The 23,449-nt window shown below is 71.9% G+C and carries 20 protein-coding genes; 11 read left to right on the top strand and 9 right to left on the bottom strand.

The window, feature by feature from the left end:
• Positions 1 to 3: 3 nt before the first annotated feature.
• From QSK21_RS11915 to QSK21_RS11925, 3 genes are all read right to left on the bottom strand, one after another.
• Positions 4 to 522: a hypothetical protein gene (locus QSK21_RS11915; RefSeq protein WP_285695618.1), complete on the bottom strand. Its 519-nt coding sequence runs from the start codon at positions 520 to 522 to the stop codon at positions 4 to 6.
• 51 nt (positions 523 to 573) lie between these two features.
• The gene (locus QSK21_RS11920) at positions 574 to 2,625 is read right to left on the bottom strand and encodes a vWA domain-containing protein (RefSeq protein ID WP_285695619.1); all 2,052 of its coding nucleotides are present in this window, start codon (positions 2,623 to 2,625) and stop codon (positions 574 to 576) included.
• Positions 2,626 to 2,737: 112 nt separating this feature from the next.
• Positions 2,738 to 4,159, bottom strand: a complete 1,422-nt coding sequence (locus tag QSK21_RS11925) for a magnesium chelatase ATPase subunit I (protein ID WP_285695620.1) — start codon at positions 4,157 to 4,159, stop codon at positions 2,738 to 2,740.
• 167 nt (positions 4,160 to 4,326) lie between these two features.
• On the opposite strand from QSK21_RS11925, the gene QSK21_RS11930 reads away from it, so the two are divergent.
• The 4 genes from QSK21_RS11930 to ilvA are packed head-to-tail and all read left to right on the top strand — an operon-like array spanning position 4,327 to position 9,123.
• On the top strand, positions 4,327 to 5,517 hold the full coding sequence (locus tag QSK21_RS11930; RefSeq protein WP_285695621.1) for an FIST signal transduction protein: 1,191 nt from the start codon (positions 4,327 to 4,329) through the stop codon (positions 5,515 to 5,517).
• On the top strand, positions 5,514 to 6,518 hold the full coding sequence (locus QSK21_RS11935; protein ID WP_285695623.1) for an ROK family protein: 1,005 nt from the start codon (positions 5,514 to 5,516) through the stop codon (positions 6,516 to 6,518). Before QSK21_RS11930 ends, QSK21_RS11935 begins: the two co-directional genes overlap by 4 nt.
• 52 nt (positions 6,519 to 6,570) lie before the next feature.
• Positions 6,571 to 7,902 carry an MFS transporter gene (locus tag QSK21_RS11940; RefSeq protein WP_285695624.1) on the top strand — a complete coding sequence of 444 codons (1,332 nt, stop codon included), beginning with the start codon at positions 6,571 to 6,573 and terminating at the stop codon, positions 7,900 to 7,902.
• 9 nt (positions 7,903 to 7,911) lie between these two features.
• Entirely contained in the window at positions 7,912 to 9,123 is a 1,212-nt protein-coding gene (gene ilvA, locus QSK21_RS11945; RefSeq protein WP_285695626.1) for a threonine ammonia-lyase, read from the top strand.
• A gap of 60 nt (positions 9,124 to 9,183) precedes the next feature.
• Here ilvA and QSK21_RS11950 read toward each other — a convergent pair whose 3' ends face one another.
• The 4 genes from QSK21_RS11950 to hppD form a co-directional block, all read right to left on the bottom strand.
• Positions 9,184 to 10,608: a M1 family metallopeptidase gene (locus tag QSK21_RS11950; RefSeq protein WP_285695628.1), complete on the bottom strand. Its 1,425-nt coding sequence runs from the start codon at positions 10,606 to 10,608 to the stop codon at positions 9,184 to 9,186.
• 31 nt (positions 10,609 to 10,639) lie between these two features.
• Positions 10,640 to 12,169, bottom strand: coding sequence for a M1 family metallopeptidase (locus tag QSK21_RS11955; RefSeq protein ID WP_285695629.1), 1,530 nt, complete (start codon positions 12,167 to 12,169; stop codon positions 10,640 to 10,642).
• Positions 12,170 to 12,270: 101 nt separating this feature from the next.
• Positions 12,271 to 13,791 (bottom strand): M1 family metallopeptidase, encoded by a 1,521-nt coding sequence (locus tag QSK21_RS11960; protein ID WP_285695630.1) that lies wholly within the window; start codon positions 13,789 to 13,791, stop codon positions 12,271 to 12,273.
• 171 nt (positions 13,792 to 13,962) lie between these two features.
• A complete protein-coding gene (gene hppD, locus QSK21_RS11965) occupies positions 13,963 to 15,057 on the bottom strand; it encodes a 4-hydroxyphenylpyruvate dioxygenase (protein ID WP_285695631.1) in 1,095 nt (364 codons plus the stop codon).
• Between the two features lie 126 nt (positions 15,058 to 15,183).
• On the opposite strand from hppD, the gene QSK21_RS11970 reads away from it, so the two are divergent.
• Positions 15,184 to 15,717 (top strand): Lrp/AsnC family transcriptional regulator, encoded by a 534-nt coding sequence (locus tag QSK21_RS11970; protein WP_285695632.1) that lies wholly within the window; start codon positions 15,184 to 15,186, stop codon positions 15,715 to 15,717.
• A 22-nt stretch (positions 15,718 to 15,739) separates the two neighbouring features.
• Here QSK21_RS11970 and greA read toward each other — a convergent pair whose 3' ends face one another.
• Both greA and QSK21_RS11980 read right to left on the bottom strand, forming a co-directional pair.
• Positions 15,740 to 16,240 carry a transcription elongation factor GreA gene (greA, locus tag QSK21_RS11975; RefSeq protein WP_285695633.1) on the bottom strand — a complete coding sequence of 167 codons (501 nt, stop codon included), beginning with the start codon at positions 16,238 to 16,240 and terminating at the stop codon, positions 15,740 to 15,742.
• Between the two features lie 172 nt (positions 16,241 to 16,412).
• On the bottom strand, positions 16,413 to 16,964 hold the full coding sequence (locus QSK21_RS11980) for a DUF4307 domain-containing protein (RefSeq protein ID WP_285695634.1): 552 nt from the start codon (positions 16,962 to 16,964) through the stop codon (positions 16,413 to 16,415).
• 199 nt (positions 16,965 to 17,163) lie between these two features.
• Here QSK21_RS11980 and mca point away from each other — a divergent pair, with 199 nt between their 5' ends.
• From mca to QSK21_RS12010, 6 genes are all read left to right on the top strand, one after another.
• Positions 17,164 to 18,024 carry a mycothiol conjugate amidase Mca gene (gene mca, locus QSK21_RS11985; protein ID WP_285695704.1) on the top strand — a complete coding sequence of 287 codons (861 nt, stop codon included), beginning with the start codon at positions 17,164 to 17,166 and terminating at the stop codon, positions 18,022 to 18,024.
• Positions 18,015 to 18,287, top strand: a complete 273-nt coding sequence (locus tag QSK21_RS11990) for a hypothetical protein (protein ID WP_285695635.1) — start codon at positions 18,015 to 18,017, stop codon at positions 18,285 to 18,287. The genes mca and QSK21_RS11990 overlap by 10 nt, the downstream gene beginning before the upstream one ends.
• Positions 18,288 to 18,336: 49 nt before the next feature.
• The gene (locus QSK21_RS11995; RefSeq protein ID WP_285695636.1) at positions 18,337 to 18,822 is read left to right on the top strand and encodes a hypothetical protein; all 486 of its coding nucleotides are present in this window, start codon (positions 18,337 to 18,339) and stop codon (positions 18,820 to 18,822) included.
• A 40-nt stretch (positions 18,823 to 18,862) separates the two neighbouring features.
• Positions 18,863 to 19,816, top strand: coding sequence for a ribonuclease Z (locus QSK21_RS12000; protein ID WP_285695637.1), 954 nt, complete (start codon positions 18,863 to 18,865; stop codon positions 19,814 to 19,816).
• A gap of 65 nt (positions 19,817 to 19,881) precedes the next feature.
• A complete protein-coding gene (locus tag QSK21_RS12005) occupies positions 19,882 to 21,243 on the top strand; it encodes a dihydrolipoyl dehydrogenase family protein (protein WP_285695639.1) in 1,362 nt (453 codons plus the stop codon).
• A gap of 41 nt (positions 21,244 to 21,284) precedes the next feature.
• The gene (locus QSK21_RS12010) at positions 21,285 to 23,291 is read left to right on the top strand and encodes a thioredoxin domain-containing protein (protein ID WP_285695640.1); all 2,007 of its coding nucleotides are present in this window, start codon (positions 21,285 to 21,287) and stop codon (positions 23,289 to 23,291) included.
• The last annotated feature ends 158 nt before the right edge of the window (positions 23,292 to 23,449 follow it).

Consider the following 23,449-nt stretch of genomic DNA (forward strand, 5'->3'; position numbering starts at 1 on the left):
GGCTCAGGACCCGTTCCACACCATCAGCACGAGGATGATCAGCCAGATCAGCGCGACGACGCCCGAGATCGCGGCGATCCGGCCGCGCTCGACCTGAGCGACGTCCTGATCCCGCGGGGCGGTGGCGGTCGCCTTCTCCTCCGGCTCGCCCTTCCCGCCCTCGGCGGTCTCCTGGGACGGCCCGGGGGCCGGGGACGCCTCGGCCCGTTCCAAGAGCTGAGCGGCCTTGCGCTGGTCGCGCTCCACGAGGAGCAGCAGCACCAGCGCGACGACGAACAGGGTCATCGACACCACGAGCCAGATCTCGTCCAGCCGCCCCTGCCCCAGGAACAGCCCGAACAGGAAGACACCGAGCGTGCCGAGTCCGTAGATCCGGGTGTTGCGGTTGAGGAAGCGCACCACGGCCGGGTCCCGCCTGCGGATGTAGCGCGGGGTGACGGAGGTCGCGGCGGTCAGCGGGCCCAGCGTGAAGATCGCGAAGCCGATGTGCAGGACGAGCAGGAGCCGGTCGGAGGTGGACATGGCCACGACCCTAACGGCCGGACCCGCCGCGGGGGGCGGACCCCCGCGCGATCACCGGCGTCCGCGCCGCACCCGCAGGTAGTCGCTGACCACGTACTGGCCGAGCCGTTCGGCGTCGGGCGCGAACACCCGGCCGCCGTTGCGCCGCGCGACCTCCTCCACGAACGACACCAGCCGCCGGTCCTCGGCCAGCATGAAGAAGTTCATGCTGGCGCCGCGCCTGGTCATCTTGTCGACCTCGGCCAGCGTCAGCACCAGCGTGTCGGGGGAGGGCGGGTAGTCGAACAGCGACCGCCCGTCGGGACGCAGGTGCGCGGTCGGCTCGCCGTCGGTGACCACCAGGACGATCGGCTCGAAGTCGGGGTGCCGGTCCAGATGGCGGCCCGCGATCATCAGCGCGTGGTGCAGGTTGGTGCCCTGCACCATGTCCCAGTCCAGTCCGGCCATCTCGGTGGGGTGCAGGGTCCTGGCGTAGTTGGAGAACCCGATGATCTGGATGGCGTCCTGCGGGTACTTGCTGGTGACCAGCGCGTGCAGGGCCAGCGTGGTCTGCTTCGCCGCCGCCCAGGTGCCGCGCAGCACCATCGAGTACGACAGGTCCACCAGCAGGCACACCGCCGCGGCGCTGCGGCGCTCGGTCTCCTGCACCTCGAAGTCGTCCACGCTCAGCTTGACCGCGCCGTTCCGCCTGGTGACCGCCCTGGGCGCGGGGGGCCCGCCGGACGCGGACGAGCCGCCCGGAGCGTCGAGGACGGGCGCGTCCAGCGCCGCCGCGGACGGCTCCATGGCGCTGCGGCGGATGGCGTTGCCGACGGTGCGGACCACGTCCAGGGGCTGCTCGTCGCCGAACCGCCACTCGCGGCTCGACCCCGTCAGCTCCCCGGCCTGCCCGGCGTCCCGCTGGTCGTGGTCGCCCTGCCGGCCCGCGGTGAGCTGGGAGAACACCCGGCGCAGCGCGGTGTCGCCGAGGCGCCGCACGGCCTTGGGCGTCAGCTCCAGCTTGCCGCGCTTGCGCTGCAGGTAGCCCTGGCGCTCCAGCTCGGTCTCGATCCGGCGCAGCGCCTCCAGGTCGTCCACGGCACGGCGGCCCAGCGCGCGCCGCACCGCCTCCTCGTCGATGTCGTCGAGACGGGCGCCCGGGTAGTCCTGGGCCAGCGCCGCCTCCAGCTCGGCCAGGTCGGCCAGCTCGGCCAGCGCCGTCGTGGCGTCGCCCATGCCCAGCGCCTCGTCGCCGGTCATCCGTTCCGGCTGCCCCCAGCCCAGGTCGGGACGGCGGGCGCGCAGCGCGTCGTTCAGCCGGGACATCTCCATGGCCAGCCCCGCGTCCTGCATGACCTGGTCCATCAGGGCGGCCAGCTCCGCCCGCTGCTCGGGGCTCAGCGAGGCCAGCAGCCGGTCCATCGCGGCGGCGCGGCGGGCCAGCGAGTCGACCAGCTCCTCCAGGTTCCGCGGGTTGTCGGGGAACATGTCCCCGTACCGCTCCATGAACCGGTCGAAGTCCTCCTGGGTGTGCTCGCCGCGGGCGTCCTTCTCCAGCATCTCGTTGAGCGCGGCCATCATGTCCTTGACGCGCTGCATGGCCTGCGGGTCCTGGCTTTCCAGAGCCTGCTTCATGCCCTGGAACTGCGCGTCCAGGATGTCCCTGCGGAGAAGGTCCTTCAGCCGTTCGAACGTGGCACGGGCCGCGTCCGACCTCCACTGGTAGTCCGACAGCCGCCGGATCGCCTGGGCGGTGTCGTCGGGGAGCGCGTCCAGCTCGGCCTCGCGCAGCCGCGCGTCGTCGCTGGGGTCGGGGAACAGCTCGGCCCGCTCCTGCCCGATCGCGGTGTCGAGCAGGGCGCGCGCCTCCTCCAGCGTCCCGTCGAGGCGGCCGCGTTCGCGCAGCCTGCGGCGTCGCTCCCGCACCTGCCGCAGCAGGTCGTCGAGACCGCGGCGCCCTTCGGCGCCCGGCAGGCCGCGCCGCAGCAGCTCCCGCAGCGCCTCCTCCGGACGGGTGCCCTCCAGGACGGAGTCGCCCATCGCGTCCAGCGCGTCCCGTACGTCGTACGGCGGGGCGAGCGGGTCGGGACCCTCCTCATACGCCCCGTACCGGTAACGGCTCATCGCACTCCCCAACTCCTCAGGACGCCTACGTCTGCGCTGCCCGCGCGGGGGGACGGCCCCCCGGAGAGGCGGCGCTCATGCCCTCGCTCTGTCCGGTCGTGCCGCCGGCACCTCACGTGCGGTAGGTGGCCGTACCGTCCGCTCCGCCCTCCCGGACGTCCTTGGACAACCTGCGGGTGAGGTAGAGGCCCTCCAGGGCGAACTCCAGCGCGGCGGCGGCCTGCTCGGGGGACTCGCCGCTCATGCCGAGCCGCTCCATGATCTTGGCGAGCCCGGGGACCTGGCCGATCCGGCGCAGCAGCTCGGCGGCCGGCACCAGCTCGCCCGACTCCACCTGCTCGCCGGAGTCGAACTTCGCCAGCAGCCCGGTCAGGTCGGCGGGGCCCAGCGTGCGCCGGTAGGTCTCGGCGATGGCGCGGCGCAGCAGGTGCTCCAGCACCTCCTGCTCGCGGCCCTCCTCGCTGACCTCGAACTCCACCTTGCCCATCAGGGACGGCACCACCGCGGGCAGGTCGCAGACCCGGGCCACGGCGCGCTCCTCGCCCGTGAGCGCGGCCCGCCGCACGGCGCCCGCCGCCACGGTCTCGGCCCCGGCCAGCGCGAACCGCGCCGACACGCCGGACCTGGTGTCCACCGCCGTCGACTCGCGCACCAGCCGGGTGAACCTGGCGATCACCTCGATCAGATGGTCGGGCACCTCGGCCGGCTGCCCGGCCAGGTCGGCGAACTCCGCCTCCTGGCGGATCAGCTCCAGCTCGGTGCCCAGCTCCAGCGGGTAGTGGGTGCGGATCTCGGCGCCGAACCTGTCCTTGAGCGGGGTGATGATCCGGCCCCGGTTGGTGTAGTCCTCGGGGTTGGCGCTGGCCACCAGCAGCAGGTCCAGCGGCAGCCGCAGCGCGTACCCGCGGACCTGGACGTCCCGCTCCTCCAGCACGTTCAGCAGCGCCACCTGGATCCGCTCGGCCAGGTCGGGCAGCTCGTTGATGGAGAAGACGCCCCGGTTGGTGCGCGGCACCAGGCCGAAGTGGACGGTCTCGGGGTCGCCCAGCGGCCGGCCCTCGGCCACCTTGATCGGGTCCACGTCGCCGATCAGGTCGCCGACGCTGGTGTCGGGCGTGGCCAGCTTCTCCCCGTACCGGTCGTCGCGGTGCTTCCAGGCCACCGGCAGGGCCTCGCCCAGCTCGCCGGCCATCCTGCGGCACCGCACGCACACCGGCGCGTACGGGTGGTCGTTGATCTCGCATCCCTCGACGACCGGGGTCCACTCGTCCAGCAGCCCGACCAGGGTGCGGATCAGCCGGGTCTTGCCCTGGCCGCGCTCGCCGAGCAGGACCAGGTCGTGCCCGGCCAGCAGGGCGCGCTCCAGATGGGGCAGCACCGTGTCGTCGAACCCGACGATGCCGGGGAAGCGGGGCTCGCCCGATCTCAGGCGGTTCAGCAGGTTGTGCCGGATCTCGGCCTTGACCGAGCGGTGCACGTGGCCACTGGTGCGAAGCTCGCCCAGTGTTCTCTCGCGAGGTTCGGATGGACGCACGCGATCGACACTACGTCGCCGATCCGCGATATCGCACCCTCACGGGCCCGATTCCCTTGCGGCTCGGGCGTCCCGGACTCGGCGGCCGCCCTGTTTGGGTGGCGTGCGCGTGAAGGGGGAAACTGGAAGTGTGAACGACCCGCTGAACCGTGAGGGAGGCTCCGCCGATGGCCCGATTCGGTGACGGCCTCGCCCTCGGCCCTGACCTGACCGCGGCGGCGCGGACCGCGGTGCGCACGGCGCTGGAGCCGCTCAGCGCCCCACCGGACCTGGTCTGCGTCTTCGTCTCCGCCGACGATCCCGGCGCGCTGGAGGCGGCCGGGCTGGCCGCGATGGAGGCGGCCGGCGCCCGGACGGTGCTGGGCTGTAGCGCCAACGGGGTGATCGGGGGTTCCCGCGGCGTCGAGGAGGCCAGCGCGGTCAGCGCCTGGGCCGGGGTGCTGCCCGGCGCCCGGCTGGAGCCGTTCCGGCTGGAGACGCTCAAGGCCGAGGACCGGCTGATCGTCGTCGGCATGCCCGAGGGCCAGGACGACGACGTGGTGGGCGTGCTGCTGGCCGATCCCTACAGCTTCCCGGTGGACGCCTTCGTGGAGCGGTCCGGGGAGGCGCTGCCCGGGCTGCCGCTGGTCGGCGGCATGGCGGACGGGCCGAGCCGCGGCGCCACCCGCCTGTTCCTCAACGGGGACGTGTACGACACGGGCGCGGTCGGGGTGGTGCTCGGCGGCGCCGTGACCGCGGTCACGGTGGTCAGCCAGGGCGCCCGCCCGATCGGCCCGGACATGGTGGTGACCAAGGCCGACGAGAACATCCTGTACGAGCTGGCCGGCACGCCCGCGCTGGAGAAGCTGGAGCAGATCGTCCTCGGCCTGTCCGTGGAGGAGCAGGAGATGGCCGGCCAGGGACTGCTGATCGGCGTGGCCATGGACGAGTACGCCGACGAGCACGAGCGCGGCGACTTCCTGGTCCGGGGCGTGGTGGGCGCCGACACCGACACCGGGGCGATCGCGATCGGCGACGTGGTCGACGTCGGCCGCACCGTCCGCTTCCAGGTCAGGGACGCGGGCGCCGCCGAGGCCGACCTCACCACGCTGCTGGAGCGCTTCGACCTGGCGCCGGTGGAGGGGGCCCTGCTGTTCTCCTGCAACGGGCGGGGCCGCGCCATGTTCCCCGACTCCGATCACGACGCCCGGGTGCTGGAACGCGCGTTCCGCCCGTCCGGGGTGGGCGGGTTCTTCGCCGCCGGTGAGATCGGCCCGGTGGCGGGGCGCAACCACGTGCACGGGTTCACCGCGTCCATCCTCGCCTTCGGCCCCGAACAGGAGATCACCTTCGTCCCGGACCAGGACGGCGGGTCGTGAGCGACCGCGGCTCCGAGGTGCCCGTGCTGGCGATCGACATCGGCGGGACCAAGATGGCCGCCGCCATGGTGGGCGCGGACGGGCGCCTGACGGCCCACGAGCGCGTCGAGACGCCGAACCGGCCGATCGAACACCCGGACCCGGAGACACGGAGCCGGGACGCCGAGGCCATCTGGGCGGCCCTCGACGCGCTGGTCGGCAAGGTGCTCGCCGCGGCCGGAGCGGACGCGGAGCGGATCGCCGGCGTCGGTGTGGGCTGCGGAGGCCCGATGACCTGGCCCGCCGCCGAGGTGTCGCCGCTCAACATGCGCGCTTGGCGCGGCTTCCCGTTACGTGACCGTCTCCGGGCGCGTTTCCCCGGCCTTCCCGTGCGCGTTCACAACGACGCCGTCTGCGTCGCGATCGCCGAGCACTGGCAGGGCGCCGGGAAGGGGTACGGCAACGTCCTGGGCATGGTGGTCTCGACCGGCGTGGGCGGCGGCCTGGTGCTGGGCGGACGCCTGATCGACGGCAAGAGCGGGAACGCCGGGCACGTCGGGCATATCGTCGTGGACCCCGACGGCCCGCCGTGCGGTTGCGGGGGCCGTGGCTGCCTGGAGGCGATCGCGCGCGGGCCGGGCCTGACGGCGTGGGCGCGTGAGCAGGGCTGGCGGCGGGACGACGAGCGCGACCCCACCGGCGTGGACCTGGCCGCCGACGCCCGCGCGGGCCACCCGGTGGCCATGGCCGCCATGCGCAGAGCGGGCCGGGCACTGGGCATCGCCCTCGCGTCCACCGCCAATGTCCTCGACCTGGACGTGGTGGCGATCGGCGGGGGCCTGTCCCAGGCGGGCGACCTGCTGTTCGGCCCGCTGGAGGAGGCGTTCGCCGTTCACGCCCGCATGGACTTCGCGCGGCGGGTGCGCATCGTCCCGGCGACGCTGGGGCAGACCAGCGGGCTCATCGGCGCGGCGGCCCTGATCCAGCGGCCCGACCTGTACTGGGGTGGGGACGACCGGTAGCAGGGGCGGGCGGCCCCCCGGAGACGCCTTCGACCGCAGGCTGCTTGCCCCCATGCTGCTGGGTACGGTGCTGAACCCGATCAATAGCTCGATTCTCGCCGTCTCGCTGGTGCCGATCGGGGCCGCCCTGGGGGCGCCGCCGTCCGAGACGGCGTGGCTGGTGGCCGCGCTCTACATGGCGACCGCGGTCGGGCAGCCGGTGACCGGACGCCTGATCGACCTGTTCGGGCCGCGCCGCCTCTACCTGGCGGGCATGGCCCTCACCGGGGTCGCGGGCCTGATCGGCATGCTGGCGCCGAACCTGGGCGTGCTGATCCTGGCGCGGGTGCTGCTCGGCTTCGGCACCTGCGCGGGCTACCCGTCCGCGATGTACCTGATCCGCAGCGAGGGGGAACGCACCGGACGCGACAGCCCCGCCGGCGTGCTGACCGCGCTGGCCGTCTCCAGCCAGGTCATGGCCGTGATCGGACCGAGCCTGGGCGGGTTGCTGATCGAGCTCGGCGGGTGGCGCACCACCCTGGCCGTCAACCTTCCGCTGGCCGTGGCCGGGGTGGTGCTGGGCATGCGGCGCCTGCCGAGGACGCCCCTGCCGCCGCGCGCCCCGGGGGAGCGGCGGATGTCCCGTCTCGACCTGCCGGGCGTGACGCTGTTCTCCGCGATGCTGATCTCGCTGCTGCTGTTCCTCATGAACCCCGCGTCCACGCGCTGGTACCTGCCGGTCCTCAGCGTGGCGGCGGCGGTGTGCTGGGTGGTACGCGCGCTACGGGCGCCGGAGCCCTTTCTCGACCTGCGCGTCTTAGCCGGGAACGTGCCGCTGCTGACCACGTACTGCCGCGCCTTACTCGCCTACGTCGTCGGCTATGCGGCCCTGTACGGCTACACGCAATGGCTGGAGGAGGGGCGGGGCCTGTCGGCCGCGCATGCGGGCCTCCTGCAATTGCCGCTGTTCGCCACCGCGATCGTCGCCGCCACCTACTCGGGCCGCCGCTCGGAGATCCGCGGGAGGCTCGTCGTCGGCGCCGTGGTCCAGGTCGTCGCCTGCCTGCTGCTTCTGCTGCTGGATTCGCACAGCGCCATCTGGCTGCTGCTCGTGGTGGCGTTCGCCTTCGGCATCCCCCAGGGGCTGAACGGGCTCGCCCTGCAGAACGCGGTGTACTACCAGTCCGATCGCGAGCGCACGGCCTCCTCGGCCGGGTTGCTGCGCACCTTCACCTACGTCGGCGCGATGATCACCTCCTGCCTCACCGGCCTGTTCTTCGCCGAGCGGGCCGACACCGGCGGCCTGCACGAGCTGGCCCTGTCCATGCTCGGGATGGCCGCGCTGTTCCTGCTGATCACCGTCCCCGATCGCGCGCTGTCCGGGCTCGGCGGGCGCGGCGCATAGGATCGCCGCATGCCGCTCGTCAACGCCGACGACATCCGATCCGCCCGCGCGCTGCTGCGCGACGTGGTGGTCCCCACCCCTCTCATGCACTCCCGGGCGCTGTCCGAGGCCATCGGCGGCCCGGTCTACCTGAAGTGCGAGAACCTCCAGCGCACCGGATCGTTCAAGATCCGCGGGGCGTACGTGCGGATCGCGCGGCTCAGCGATGACGAACGAGCCCGCGGGGTCGTCGCGGCGAGCGCGGGCAACCACGCGCAGGGCGTGGCGCTGGCGGCGTCCATGCTCGGCTGCAAGGCCACCGTGTTCATGCCGGAGGGCGCCCCGCTGCCCAAGGTCGCCGCGACCAAGGCGTACGGCGCCGAGGTGGTCTTCACCGGCCCCACCGTGGACGACTGCCTGGACGCGGCCATGGAGCACGCCGCCAGGGAGGGGTCCGTCCTGATCCACCCGTTCGACCATCCGGACGTGGTGGCCGGGCAGGGGACGATCGGCCTGGAAATCCTGGAGCAGTGCCCCGACGTGCGGACGGTCGTCGGCGGCGTGGGCGGCGGCGGGCTGATCTCCGGGGTCGCGGCGGCGCTGAAGCAGGCCGCCGACCACGACGTCAAGGTGGTGGGCGCGCAGGCGAAGAAGGCGGCGGCGTTCCCGCCGTCCCTGGCGGCGGGCAAGCCGGTCCGGGTGGACGTGCAGCCCACGATGGCGGACGGCATCGCGGTCGGGCGGCCGGGCGAGCTGACCTACGAGCTGGTGACCGAGCTGGTCGACGCGGTGGTCACGGTGACCGAGGAGTCGATCTCGCAGGCGCTGCTGCTCTGCCTCGAACGCGCCAAGCAGGTGGTGGAGCCCGCCGGGGCGGCGGGCGTGGCGGCGCTGCTGGAGCACTCCTACGCGGTGCGGACCCCCGTGGTGGCGCTGCTGTCGGGCGGGAACATCGACCCCGTGCTGCTGGCCAAGGTGCTCAGGCACGGGCTGGCGGGCGCCGGCCGGTACCTGGTGGTGCGCTGCCGGCTGATCGACCGTCCCGGCGCGCTGGTGACGCTGCTGCGCGAGCTGGCCGAGCTGGGCGTGAACGTGCTGGACGTGATGCACGAGCGGGTCGCCGCGCGCCTCCACGTCGAGGAGGCGGAGGTGCTGATGCACCTGGAGACGCGCGGCCCCGAACACTGCGAGGAAGTGCTTGGCCGGCTCAGGGACAAGGGCTACGCGGTGCTCGCCGCGTGAGCGGACCGTGCTCCCCGCCCGGGGGCGGGTCGCCGGCCGCTCACGCGTGCGAGCGCCACGTCACAGGGACGGCTTGCCGGAGGTGAAGACCCACTTCCGGAAGAGGTCGTCCAGCCGCTCGCCGGAAATGTCCTCGGCGAACCGGATGAACTCGCGGGTGGTGAAGGTCCCGCCGCGGTTCCGGGCCGGCCATTCCTTGATCAGCCGGGCGAAGTCCTTCTCGCCGATCTCCAGCCGCAGGGCGTGGACGGTCATCGCGCCGCGGTCGTAGACGGTGGGGTGGAAGATGTTGTCCCGGCCGGGGTCGGCCGTGAGCGGCTTCCACAGGTCGTCGTCCGCCGGTGTGGCGTAGGTCTCGTCGAAGCTCTGCTGGACCGGCTTGTTCTGGAACTTCTCCAGGTACAGCCACTCGGCGTAGGTCGCGAAGCCCTCGTTCAGCCAGATGTCCGACCACCGCTCCGGCGTGCTGCTGTCGCCGTACCACTGGTGCGCCAGCTCGTGCGCGATGGTCGTGCGGGACGGCAGCGTCCCGGGGGCGTGGGCGCGGTCGTAGATCGAGCGCGCCTGGGTCTCCAGCGCGTACCCGATGTTCGCCCTGACGACGATGCCTCCGGTGGAGGTGAACGGGTACCTGCCGAACTTGGTGGCCAGGAAGTCCTGGATGAGGGCGGTCTGGTCGTGGAACTCGCGGCCCAGCGCGGGGCTGATGCCCAGCGCCTGGTCGGTGGCGGTGATGTTGGGGATGCCGGTGGAGGTCTTCCCGCTGAGAACGTCGTACTTGCCGATCGTGAGCATGCTCAGCTCGCTGGCCATCGGCTGGCGCATCTCCCAGCGCGTGGTGGTGAGGCCGCCCTTGGTGACCTTGCCGGAGAAGTCGCCGTTGGCCAGCGTCGTCAGCGACTTGGGCGCGGTCAGGAAGAACCTGTAGGTGGCCTTGTCCGCGGGCGTGTCGTTCACCGGGTACACCGTGGCCGCGCCGAACGGCTGGTTGACCATCAGCGCGCCGTCACTGGTCGGCACCCAGCCGGAGGTGCCCAGCGTGGCGTCGTTGATGGTCTGGGGGACGCCCGAGTAGGCGACGGTGACCGTGAACTTGCTGTTCTTCCGCAGCCCCTTGCGCGGGGTGATCTCCAGTTCCTGGGCGCCGGTGCGCCTGAACGCGGCCTTGGCGCCGTTCACCCGCAGCGAGGAGATCCGCAAGGGACCCAGGAAGTCCAGGTTGAACCGGGACAGGTTCTGCGTGGCGCGCGCCTGGATGCCGGTGACGGCCTGGATCCCCTTGCCGACCGGGTCGTACTTCAGCGCGATGTCGTAGTGGGCGACGTCGTACCCGCCGTTGCCCATGTCGGGGAAGTAGGGGTCGCCGGCTCCCGGAGCGCCGGGCGTGTACTTGGTGGTGGCCCCCGCGGGCACCGCCGAGACCAGGATTCCCGCCGTGGCGGCGAGCGCCACCACGGCCGTCCCTTTCGAGGCTCTGCTGCTCATCGCCCAAAAGTCCCAGCGCGGGCACCACTGATCAAGCGCGATTCGATTGCGATTTGGACCGGTTCAGGACAGTCGCATCCTCGGACGGGCGGTTGGTCCGTTTCGGCATGGCGGGCCGTCCGGGCTCGTAGAGCCAGTCCCGGAAGAGCGGGCCGAGGTTCCTTCCGGACACCTGCTCGGCGAGCGCGATGAGGTCGCGGGTCGTGCCGTGGCCGTGGGCGCGCGTGGCCGTCCAGGCGCGCAGGATCCGGAAGAACGCGCGGTCACCGACGGTGGTGCGCAGCGCGTGCACGGTCATGGCCCCGCGCGTGTAGATGGGGAAGTGGTCGAACAGGCCCTTCGGACCCGGCCTGCCGGTGGGCCGCTCCCAGTCCTTCGCGCTCGCGCGCTTGTACGCCTGCCTGAAGAACTGCTCGGCGGTCCGGCCCTTGTGCTGCTCGCTCCACAGCCATTCGGCGTACGTGGCGAAGCCCTCGTTCAGCCAGATGTCCTCCCAGCGCCGCAGGCTGACGCTGTTGCCGAACCACTGGTGGGCGAGCTCGTGCACGATCAGCGGGACGTCGGCGGCGCTCGGGTAGACGGGCCGGTTCTGCGTCTCCAGCGCGTAGCCGACCGGGACGTTGTCGATGACGCCGCCGGAGGAGTCGAACGGGTACCGGCCGAAGAGCCGCGCCGCCCAGTCCGTCACCTTGCCGGTGGTGGCGTGGAACCGTGCCACGTCCTGCATCAGCGAGGTGTCCACCGCGCTGATCGTCCGGATTCCGGCGGGGGAGCGTCCCTCGCGCACGCGGAACCTTCCGATCGCCACCATGGCCAGGTAGCCCGCCATGGGCCGCCGGGAGCGCCACAGGTGCGTCACGGTCCGCGGCGCGCCCGCCCGGCCGCCCGTCCGGCCGCCCGCCAGGAACGACCGCACCGGCTCGCCGTTGGCCAGGACGGACAGCCCCTCCGGCACGGTGATCCGGTAGGAGTACGTGGCCTTGTCGGTGGGATGGTCGTTCAGCGGGAACCAGGTGGCCGAGCCCTGTGGCTGCGACAGGCTGACCGCGCCGTCGGGGGTGCGGATCCAGCCGGAGCCGCGGCCGTTCGGCGCACCCGTGTAGGCGACGGCGACGGTGAAGTGGTGTCCCTTCACGATGCCCGGGCGCGGCGTGACGATGAGCTCCTGGCCGTCCCGGCGGTACGCGGCGGGGCTCCCGTCGACGGTGACCTCGTGGATCTGGTTGCCGACGAAGTCCAGGTCGAACCGGGACAGGTTCTGCGTCGCGACCGCGGTGACCCGCGTGGTGGCCGCGATCCGCCGGTCGCGCGGCTCGTACCGGAGCCGGATGTCGTAGTGGCGGGCGTCGTAGCCGCCGTTGCCCGCCTGCGGGAAGTACGGGTCGCCGACGCCCGGAGCGCCCGGGGTGAACGCTCCGTCCGCCCCGTCCTGCGCCGGGTGTTGCTGTGCGGGCCGTGGCGGGGCGGGCGAGGCGGTCGCGGCGGTGAGGGCGCTCGCGAACAGCGCCGGGACGAGGATCAGGGAGGCGGCGGAGGCGCGCGCCGCGGAGCATGTCACCACGCGGCCACCATGGCGAGCCCGCCCGCTCCTGTCGCGCGGTCAGACCATGGCTTTCCGGATCCGTTGCCCACTCCTGGGGATCGGTTGCCGATCCCCAGGGGTCAGCGCCGTGGCCGTCCCCGCTCGTACAGCCAGCTCTGGAAGAGGTCGTCGAGCTGCTTCCCCGACACCCGCTCGGCGGTCTCGATGAACTGCTGCGTCGTGGCGTTGGAGTGGCGGCGCTCCTTGGTCCAGGTTTGCAGGATCTTGAAGAATGTGTCGTCGCCCACCCGCCTGCGCAGCGTGTGCAGGGTCATCGCGCCCCTGTCGTACACCGTGCGGCCGAACATCTGGGCCCTGCCGGGGTTCCCGGTCGGGACGTCCCACAGCTCGCGGTTGCCGGAGTCGGAGTACAGGGAGTCGAACTGCGACTGCACCGACTGCCCGCCGGCCTTCTCCTCCCACATCCACTCGGCGTAGGTCGCGAAGCCCTCGTTCAGCCAGATGTCCTGCCAGCGCGTCACGCTGACGCTGTCGCCGAACCACTGGTGCGCCAGCTCGTGCGCGACGATCCCCTCGTCCGCGCCGAACGCCCCGTACACCGGGCGGGTCTGGGTCTCCAGCGCAAAGTTCACCCTGGCGTTGTCGACCAGTCCGCCGGTGGAGCCGAACGGGTAGGGCCCGAACCGGCGCACCCACTCGTCGGTGATCTCCGAGTTCTTGGCGTAGAAGGCGTCCAGCGGGGTGCCGATCACCGAGGGGTCCACGGCCGTGATGTTGGTGATGCCGCCGGGCGTCCTGCCCGTCCGCACGCCGAACCTGCCGACGTTGACGGTGGCCAGGTAGGTGGCCATGGGCTGGGAGACCTTCCAGTTGGAGGTCACCCGCCCGCCCTTCGCCGCGACCGGGGCGATCACGGGGCTCGGCTGCGCCGGCACCTCGCCCGGGGGCACGCCGGGTCGCGCGGGCGGCACCTCGGCCCCGCCGCCTTCGGACCCGGTGACCGGCGTGGACGGCTCGCCGTTGGAGATCGCGGTGAGCCCGGCGGGCACGGTGAGCTGGATGTCGAAGGTGGCCTTGTCGCTGGGATGGTCGTTGCTGGGGAACCAGGTGTGCGCTCCGCTCGGCTGGCAGGCCACGAACACCCCGTCGGGGGTGCGGATCCACCCGTACCGGCCCAGGATCGGGTCCTCCACGGGACGGGGCGTGCCCGCGTACCGCACGGTGACGGTGAATCTGGCGCCCTTCTCCACCGGCGTGGCCGGATTGATCACCAGTTCCTCGTCCTCGCGCCGGTGCCGCGCCGCCGCGCCGTTCACCCGCACCTCCGAGACGGTCAGCCCGGTGAGGTCGAGGTTGAGGCTCGGCAGCCGCTGCGTCGCCGACGCGGTGATCTCCGCCGTGCCGTCCAGCTCGTTGGGGGCGCCGGGGGTGATGTTCAGCCTCAGGGTGTAGTGCTGGACGTCGTACCCGCCGTTGCCGTTGCCCGGGACGTAGGCGTCGCCGACGCTGTCGGGGCCCGAAGGGCCGGTCGGCCCCGGGGATCCGGCGTCCGGTGGCAGCGGCGGGGGCTCGTCATCCCGGGGAAGGCTGATACAGGCCGTCAGCGCGCCCGCGACGGCGAGGGCGGACAGCCCGGACACGCCGCGACGGACGTGGCTGCGGGCCCCGCGAGGGCTCCTGGGCGTACTTCCGGCCGTGTGCACGGTGCCAAGACTGCCCGTGCCCGGCACACGGGGCAACTCGGATGAATTGCCCCGTGGTCACTTATGGTGATTCTTTCGGGCCGAAGGCTACGGATCGGGTGATAGGGATCACAGATTGCCGCGCCTGGCCTGCTCCCGCTCGATCGCCTCGAACAGCGCCTTGAAATTGCCCTTGCCGAAGCCCATCGATCCGTGCCGCTCGATCAGCTCGAAGAACACCGTGGGACGGTCCTGGACGGGCTTGGTGAAGATCTGCAGGAGATAGCCGTCCTCGTCCCGGTCCACCAGGATCCGGCGCGTGCGCAGTTCCTCCACCGGTACCCGCACCTCGCCGATCCGGGCGCGCAGCTCCGGGTCCTGGTAGTAGGAGTCGGGGGTGTCGAGGAACTCCACGCCCGCGGCGCTCATCGCGTCCACGGCGGCGAGGATGTCGCCGGTCGCCAGCGCGATGTGCTGCACGCCCGGCCCGCCGTAGAACTCCAGGTACTCGTCGATCTGCGACTTCCTGCGGCCCTCGGCCGGCTCGTTGATCGGGAACTTGACCTTGCGCGTGCCGTCCGCCACGACCTTGGACATCAGCGCCGAGTACTCGGTCGCGATGTCGTCCCCGATGAACTCGGCCATGTCGGTGAAGCCCATCACCTTGTGGTAGAAGTCCGCCCACTCGTCCATGCGCTCGACGTTGCCCACGCAGTGGTCGATCGCCTGGAAGTGCCGTCCGGAGGCGGGCGGCTCCACGATGGGCGCGGCCGGGACGAAGCCCGGCAGGTAGGGGCCGGTGTAGTTGGAGCGGTCGACCAGCGAGTGCCGGGTCTCGCCGTAGGTGGCGATCGCGGCGACCACCACCTTGCCGTGATCGTCCTCCAGGACGTGCGGCTCCTCGATCCCGCGGGCGCCCCGGGAGGTCGCGTGCTCGTACGCGGCCTCCACGTCCGGCACCTCGATGGCCAGGTCGATCACCCCGTCCCCGTGCTCGGCGACGTGCCTCCCCAGCTCCGTGCCCGCCCGCACCGGGCCGCGGAAGACGAACCTGGCGCTTCCCGATTCCAGGACGTGCGCGGCCTCGTCCGGGCTCCCGTTCTCAGGTCCGCGATAGGCGACCCTGCGCATCCCGAAGGCGGTCGAGTAGAAGTGCGCGGCCTGCTTGGCGTTGCCCACGGCGAAGACGACGGCGTCCATGCCCTTGACCGGAAACTCATCCATGCCCCCAATCTCCGCACCGCCTTGCAGACTGCGCAAGGGTTACCTGAATCAGTGGACAATCTGTACAGTGAATCGCCGGAATGGCAGGACGCCCTGTGCAGTCTGACCACGAGGGGGCGGGACCGGATGATCGACGATCTGGACGCACGGATGATCGCGCTGTTCACGGCCGAGCCCAGGATCGGCGTGCTGGAGGCGTCCCGACGGCTCGGGGTGGCGCGCGGCACCGTCCAGGCCCGGCTCGACCGGCTGTCCAGGCACGGGGTGATCCGCGGCTTCGGCCCGCAGATCGACCCGGCCGCGCTCGGCTACGGGGTCACGGCGTTCGTGACGCTACAGATCCGCCAGCCCGGCGGTCACGACCCCGTCGCCGAGCGGCTGGCCGGGGTGCCCGAAGTGATCGAGGCGCACACCATCACCGGCGCCGGCGACATGCTCTGCCGCGTGGTCGCCCGCAGCAACCAGGACCTGCAACGGGTGATCGACATGATCGTGGCGGTGCGGGGCGTGGAGCGCGCGTCCTCGGTGATCTCCCTGGCCACCCAGGTGCCGTACCGCACCCTCCCCCTGGTCGCCGCGGCCGCGGGCACGGAAAACGCCCCCGAACCCGGCCGCGGACGGGGTATCGGGGGCGTTCCGGCGAACGATGGAGCGCTGTGAGGCGCCGGGCCGGCGCCCGGCGTCAGCTTCCCGCGTAGGGGGTGGCGTCAAGGATCTCCACGGTCATGCTCCGGCCGTTGGGCAGGGTGTAGGTGGCCTTGTCCCCCACCTTCTTGCCGTTGATCGCGGCGCCGAGCGGGGAGTTGGGGGAGTAGACGTCGATGGGAGCGCCGCTCTCCTCGCGGGACGCGAGCAGGAAGGTGACCTCCTCGTCGTCGCCCTCGAAGGAGACCGTGACGGTCATGCCGGGGCCGACCACGCCCTCGGTGCGGGGGGCCTCGCCGACCCGGGCGTTCTCAAGGATGGACTGGAGCTGGAGGATGCGCCCCTCGATCTTGCCCTGCTCCTCCTTGGCCGCGTGGTAGCCGCCGTTCTCGCGCAGGTCGCCCTCCTCCCGCGCCGCCTCGATCTTCTGAGCGATCTCGATGCGGCCCGGGCCCGACAGGTGGTCCAGCTCAGCCTTGAGCCGGTCGTACGCATCCTGGGTCAGCCAGGTTACGTTGTCAGCGCGGGTCTCGGTCACGGGTACTCCTCATCCACATGTAGCGATCTCGCCGGTCCCGGCGGGACGGGCGACACATCGACATGAAGTGCGGCCGGGTGAAACCTCTAGCCTATCCGGTGTGTGCGGGTAAAGGTTCCCTGAACGGCTCGCACGCAACCCGCCAAAACCGGTCGGGCTGTCACCAGGTGATTCACACCTTGTGGCAGTCTTTGACGCGGGCGCCCGTGGCCCGTTTCGACGTGCTCAAGGTGTCGGTCCGGGTGATCTTCGAGACGCCCTTCGGAACGGTGATCCGCTTGGCCGCCAGAATGGCGAAGCTTTTGTCGAAGGCGTCCACCGTGCACTGGACCACATCGCCCTCGTCCTTGGCGACGGCATACTTGACCTGCACCGATGTGTCGCTCTGTATGACGAACGCGATGGTCTGCGAGGCGATTCCCGGGGTGGTGCCCGCATGACCGACGATCACCGCCCAGCCGGCCGCGAACACCACCGCAAGCAGGCCGATCACCACGGCGCCCAGCGGGCCGAGGCGGCGGCCGTCCCGCCCGTCCCTCCCGTCCCGCTCCGGACGGTGGCCACCTCCGGACGCTCCGTCCCCTGGAGGCCACTCGCCGGGCGGCCCGTCGTGCGCCGCCACCGGACCGCGCTCCTCGCCGTCGCCCTCCCGGTCACCCGTCCCGTCATCCGTCCGGGCGGGCAGGGTGGACGCCGGTGACCCTGGCTTGACGCTCGTTGACATGCGGGGAATCTCCGTGCGGCACGTGGACGTTGTCAGGAACAATTCTCTTCCGTCGCGAGGGGTGCTCCGAACCGGGGTCCCTCGAGGCGATTCGCGTGCAGGTTGCTGAGAGGGAGTATCCGTGTCCGAGGCCATAGACCAGGCCATAGACGAGGCGCCGCTCGACCCGTCCGGCGGGCCGGGGCAAGGGCTGCGGCTGATGGCCGTGCACGCCCACCCGGACGACGAGTCGAGCAAGGGCGCGGCCACCATGGCCCGGTACGTCGCCGACGGCGTCGAGGTGCTCGTGGTCACGTGCACCGGCGGCGAGCGCGGCAGCATCCTCAACCCCGCGATGGACCGTGCCGAGATCAAGGAGAACATCGGGAAGGTCCGCGAGGAGGAGATGGCGCGCGCCCGGGAGATCCTCGGGGTGGAGCAGCGCTGGCTCGGCTTCGTCGACTCCGGCTTCCCCGAGGGCGACCCGCCGCCTCCTCTGCCGGAGGGCTGTTTCGCGTTGCAGCCGTTGGAGGTCGCGTCCGAGCCGCTGGTGCGGGCCGTCCGCGAGTTCCGGCCGCACGTGATCCTGACCTATGACGAGAAGGGCGGCTACCCGCACCCCGACCACGTGAAGTGCCACGAGGTGTCGGTGGAGGCGTTCGAGGCCGCGGGCGACCCGGACCGTTACCCGGACGCGGGCGAGCCCTGGCAGCCGCTCAAGCTCTACTACCACATGACCTTCACCAAGGAGCGGGTCCTGGCGCTGCACGCCGCCATGGAGAGCAAGGGCCTGGAGTCCCCGTACAAGGAGTGGATCGAGCGCTTCGAGAAGGAGGAGCGCCCGGCCCTGTGGGACGTGACCACCCGCGTCCCGTGCGGGGACTTCTTCGAGACCAGGGACAAGGCACTGCTGGCGCACGCCACCCAGATCGACCCCAACGGCTTCTGGTTCCGCGTCCCACTGGACGTCCAGCGCGAGGTATGGCCCACCGAGGACTACCATTTGGCCAGGTCCCTGGTCGACACGGAGCTGCCGGAGGACGATCTGTTCGCCGGCGTCCGGGAGAAGGTATGTCTGTAGTGTCCGTTTTCGCCGCCCTGCCGACGCACGGGGCGCCGCTCGCGATGCCGCTCAACGACGACACCGTGACCCCGGGGTTCCTCGGATTCGGGGTGTTCGTGGCCCTGCTGATCGCGCTGATCTTCCTGATCCGGTCGATGAACAAGCAGATCCGCAAGATCCAGGCTCCTCGCGAGGCGGACCTCAAACAGCAGGAATGGGAGGCCGCCCAGGCCGCCAAGGCTGTCCAGGTCGCCAAGGACGAACCTTCCGAAAAGCCCTGAGCCGCCCCGAAACGGGTTGAGCCTCTTCCTGCCCGGGGAGGACGTCGGTGTGCGTGCCGACGAGAAGCAGGATGAACCGGCCGTCCCGCTGGAGGCCCTGGAAGAGGACCTCCGGCGCGCCGAGCGGACCGGCGACGAGCGCGCGATCCTTCTGGCCCGCTACCGGCTGGGCCGTGCGGTCTGCGCGGCCGGTGACACGGACCGCGCGGCGGACCTGCTCCAGCCCCTGCCGAACGCGTTCGCGGCCTTGAAGGAGCCAGACCGCTTCAATCGCGGACGCGCCCTGACCGGCCTCGGCGAGGTCTGCCTGGCCCGCCGCCTCCCGGTGGTGGCGATCAACTTCTTCGGCCAGGCCCTGGAGATCATGCGTGCCGAACGGGCGCTCGCGCAGGAGGCGGACGTGTGGGTGCACTTCGCCGAGGCCGCCCGCATGCGCTCCGATCCCGACGCCGAGCGCGCCTCCCTGGACAGGGCGGACGCCGCGCGGCGGTCCTGGGAGGCGGCCAGGAAGGCGGCCAGGGACGCGGCCGGATAATCGGAGGCCGGCCGCGGCCGATCACCGGCACCATGGGGGCATGTCCGTACGCGATCTGCTGGTGCTCGGGTCCGCCAGCGCGGTGCCGACCAAGACCCGCAACCACAACGGCTACCTGCTGCGCTGGGACGGGCACGGCCTACTGTTCGACCCGGGCGAGGGCACCCAGCGGCAGATGACGTTCGCGGGCGTCACCGCCACCGCCGTCACCTGGATCTGCCTGACGCACTTCCACGGCGACCACTGCCTCGGCGTCCCCGGCATGATACAGCGGATCGCGAGGGACGAGGTGGAGCACGTGGTGAACGCGGCGTTCCCCGCGAGCGGGGAGGAGTACTGGCGGCGCCTGCGGCACGCGACGTCCTTCTACGACACCAGCGAGATCGCGGAACATCCGCTCGCGGGCGACACGGTGCGGCTGGACACCGGCCCGGCGCCGTTCACGCTGACCGCGCGCCGGCTCGACCACTCCATCGAGGCGTACGGGTACCGGCTGGAGGAGCCGGACGGGGTGACGATGCTGCCCGGGGAGCTGGCGGCGCGGGGCGTGCGCGGCCCGCTCGTCCGGAGGCTGCGGGACGAGGGCCGGGTCACGGCGCCGGACGGCCGCACGGTCGCGCTGGAGGAGGTGAGCGTCCGGCGTCCGGGGCAGAAGGTGGCGTTCGTGATGGACACCGGCCTGTGCCCCGCCGCCTACGAGTTGGCCCGGGACGCCGACATGCTCGTCATCGAGTCCACGTTCCTGGACGCGGACGCGCGGCTGGCCGAGGAGCGCAAGCACCTGACGGCGGGGTGGGCGGGCGAGATCGCGGCGGCCGCCAGCGTGCGCCACCTGGTCCTGACCCACTTTTCCGAGCGGTACCGATCCGAGGACGAGCCCCTGTTCGCCGAGCAGGCGGCGGCGCGCTTCGACGGCGAGATCACGATCGCGCACGACCTGGACCGGATCCCGATGCCGCGCCGCCGTTCCGCGTCCGTCGCGCGCACGGGCTGAGCGGCCCTCGTTCCGAACCGGGCCGGAAAGGTGATAACCGGCTCTGCTCGGGGACGCCCTTGGCCATGGCCGAAGAAGTCGACGTCGTGGTGATCGGGCTCGGGCCGGGGGGAGAGGAGGCCGCGGGGCGGCTCGCGGGGGCCGGGCTGGACGTGGTCGGCGTCGAGGACCGGCTGGTCGGCGGCGAATGCCCGTACTTCGCGTGCGTCCCGACCAAGATGATGGTGCGCGCCGCGGGCCTGCTGGCCGAGGGGCGGCGGATCCCCGGGACGGCCGGGGACGCGACCGTCCGCCCCGACTGGTCGCAGGTCGCCCGGCGGATCCGGGACGAGGCGACCAGCGGATGGGACGACCGGGCCGCCGCCGAACGGCTCACCGCGAGGGGCGTCACGCTCGTCCGCGGCCGCGGGCGGATCACCGCGCCGGGTGAGGTGAGGGTCGGGGACCGGACGTTCCGCGCGCGGCGCGGGCTGCTCATCAACGTCGGCACCGATCCCGCCGTGCCCGCGATCGACGGGCTGGAGGGCACCCCGTACTGGACGAACCGCGAGGCGGTGCGGGCCGAGCGGGTGCCGCGCTCGCTGGCGGTGCTCGGCGGCGGCGTGGTCGGCGTGGAGCTGGCGCAGGCGTTCGCGCGCTTCGGCAGCGAGGTCACGGTCCTGGAGGTGGCCGACCGGCTGCTGGGCACGGCGGAGCCCGAGGCGTCGGAGCTGGTCGCGAGGGTGTTCCGGAACGAGGGCATCGCCGTGCGGACGGGCGTCGCGGTCTCCGCCGTCCGGCACGGGAACGACGCGTTCACGCTCGACCTGGGCGGCGGCGAGACCCTGACCGCCGAGCGGCTGCTGGTCGCGGCCGGGCGCCGCAGCGACCTCAAGGGTCTCGGCGTGGCCGCGGTGGGACTGGACGAGAACGCCACGACGATCCCCGTTGACGGCAGCATGCGCGCGGCCGAGGGCGTATGGGCGATCGGGGACGTGACGGGCAAGGGCCACTTCACCCACATCTCGGCCTACCAGGGGGCCATCGCCGTCCGGTCGATCCTGAGGGAGAAGGGACCGACGGCCGCGTACCGGGCCGTCCCGAGGGTCACGTTCACCGACCCGGAGATCGGCGCGGTCGGGCTGACCGAGGCGGAGGCGCGGGATCAGAACCTCTCCGTCCGCACCGGTGTCACGCCGCTGGAGCAATCGGCTCGCGGCTGGATCCACAAGGTGGGCAACGAAGGGTTCATCAAACTCGTGGAGGACGTGGAGTCGGGGGTTCTGGTGGGCGCGACCGTGGCGGGGCCGTCCGGGGGCGAGGTCTTGGGCGCGCTGTCGGTCGCCGTGCACGCCGAGGTCCCCACGGACGAGCTGCGCGGCATGATCTACGCCTATCCCACCTTTCACCGTGCGATCGAGGCGGCCCTGGCGAATCTGGAGGAGTAGCCCGGGGGTGCACGCCCCTCCCGATGGGGCAGGATCGACCTATGAACCGGCTCAAGGACGCCACCAGCCCGTACCTGTTGCAGCACGCGGACAACCCGGTCGACTGGTGGGAGTGGTCGGACGAGGCGTTCGCCGAGGCGCGGCGCCGGAACGTGCCGATCCTGCTGTCCGTGGGGTACGCGGCCTGCCACTGGTGCCATGTCATGGCGCACGAGTCGTTCGAGGACGCGCGAACGGCCGGGCTGATGAACGAGCTGTACGTTAACATCAAGGTCGACCGGGAGGAGCGGCCCGACGTCGACGCGGTCTACATGGAGGCCACCCAGGCCATGACGGGGCAGGGCGGCTGGCCGATGACGGTGTTCATGACGCCGGAGGGCCATCCGTTCTACTGCGGCACCTACTTCCCCCGGCCCCAGTTCCAGGCGTTGCTCCAGGCCGTCCACAAGGCGTGGACGGAGCAGCGGGACGAGGTCGTGGACCAAGGGCAGAAGGTCGTGGCGGCGCTCACCTCGCGCGGCGGCATCGGAAGCGCCGAGGGCGTGGCGGACCAGGGGGCGCCGCGCGTGCCCGACTCCGGCGAGCTGGAGCAGGCCGTGCGGGTTCTCGCGCGCTCGTACGACGAGACGCGCGGTGGGTTCGGCCGGGCGCCCAAGTTCCCGCCGTCGATGGTGCTGGAGTTCCTGCTGCGGCATCACGCCCGTACAGGGGACGACCAGGCGCTTGCGATGGCCGGGCACACCCTTGAGGCCATGGCGCGTGGCGGCATGTACGACCAGCTCGGAGGCGGCTTCGCGCGCTACTCGGTGGACGACTCCTGGGTGGTGCCGCACTTCGAGAAGATGCTGTACGACAACGCGCTTCTCGCCCGTGTGTACGCGCATTGGTGGCGGCTCACCGGTTCGCCGTTCGCGCGCCGGATCGCCTTGGAGACGTGCGACTGGATGCTGCGCGACCTCCGCACGCCCGAGGGTGGCCTGGCCTCCGCCTTGGACGCCGACAGCGAGGGCGTGGAGGGCAAGTTCTACGTATGGACGCCCGGCCAGTTGCGCGAGGTGCTGGGCGAAGAGGACGGCGCCTACGCGGCCGAGCTGTTCAACGTGACCGGGCCGGGCACGTTCGAGCACGGCACCTCCGTGCTGCAACTGTTGCGGGATCCCGAGGACGAGGACCGGTACGAGCGTGTGCGCACGAGACTGTTCGCGGCGCGCGAGCAACGCGTCCCACCGGCCCGTGACGACAAGGTGGTGGCCGCTTGGAACGGGTTGGCCATCGCCGCCTTGGCCGAGTGCGGCGCGTTGATGGGCCGGGCCGACCTGGTGGCGGCGGCGACCGAGGTCGCGGCGCTCATCACACGGCTGCACATGACCGACGCCCGTCTCTTGCGGACGTCCCGGAACGGCGTGGCCGGGGCCAACGCGGGCGTCCTCGAAGACTATGCGGACGTGGCCGAGGGGCTGCTGGCCTTGCACGGTGTCACGGGCGACCCTGCGTACGTCGCTCAGGCAGGTGCGCTGCTCGACACGGTCTTGGACCGGTTCGGGGACGGCATGGGCGGTTTCTACGACACCGCCGACGACGCCGAACGACTCTTCCGCAGACCGCAGGATCCGACAGACAACGCGACCCCGTCCGGGCAGTTCGCCGCTGCGGGCGCGCTGCTGTCGTACGCGGCGCTGACCGGCTCCGAGCGGCACCGCGAGGCGGCGGGCGCCGCGCTGACCCCGGCAGGGCTGCTGGCGCGCGAGCACGCCCGGTTCGCAGGCTGGGGCCTGGCCGTGGCCGAGGCGCACGCCACCGGGCCGCTGGAGATCGCGGTGATCGGCGGCCGGGACGACGAGCGGACCCGTGTCCTGCACAGGACCGCGCTCATGGCGACGGCGCCCGGGGCGGTGGTGAGCATCGGTGAGCCCGGAGCGGACGGGGTTCCGCTGCTCCAAGGGCGAGGACTGGTGGACGGTGCCCCCGCGGCGTATGTATGCCGGGGCTTCACCTGCCGGCTTCCCGTGACGACACCGGCGGACCTGGGGCGTGAGCTGCGGGTTTGAACGGCTCGCACCGGGAAGGCCGGATTTATGGCAAGGTGACCTTGATCCTGGGCCGTCCTTGGTGTTACCACTGAGTAGCAAAGCCGGGCTGGCGGAGTGCATCCCTTATGCCTGGGATGGCCCCCGGAGGCGGGGGGTAGTCCAAGGGGGATCGACTG

The sequence above is a fragment of the Actinomadura sp. NBRC 104412 genome (genome assembly GCF_030269515.1).
Classification (GTDB): Bacteria; Actinomycetota; Actinomycetes; order Streptosporangiales; family Streptosporangiaceae; genus Spirillospora.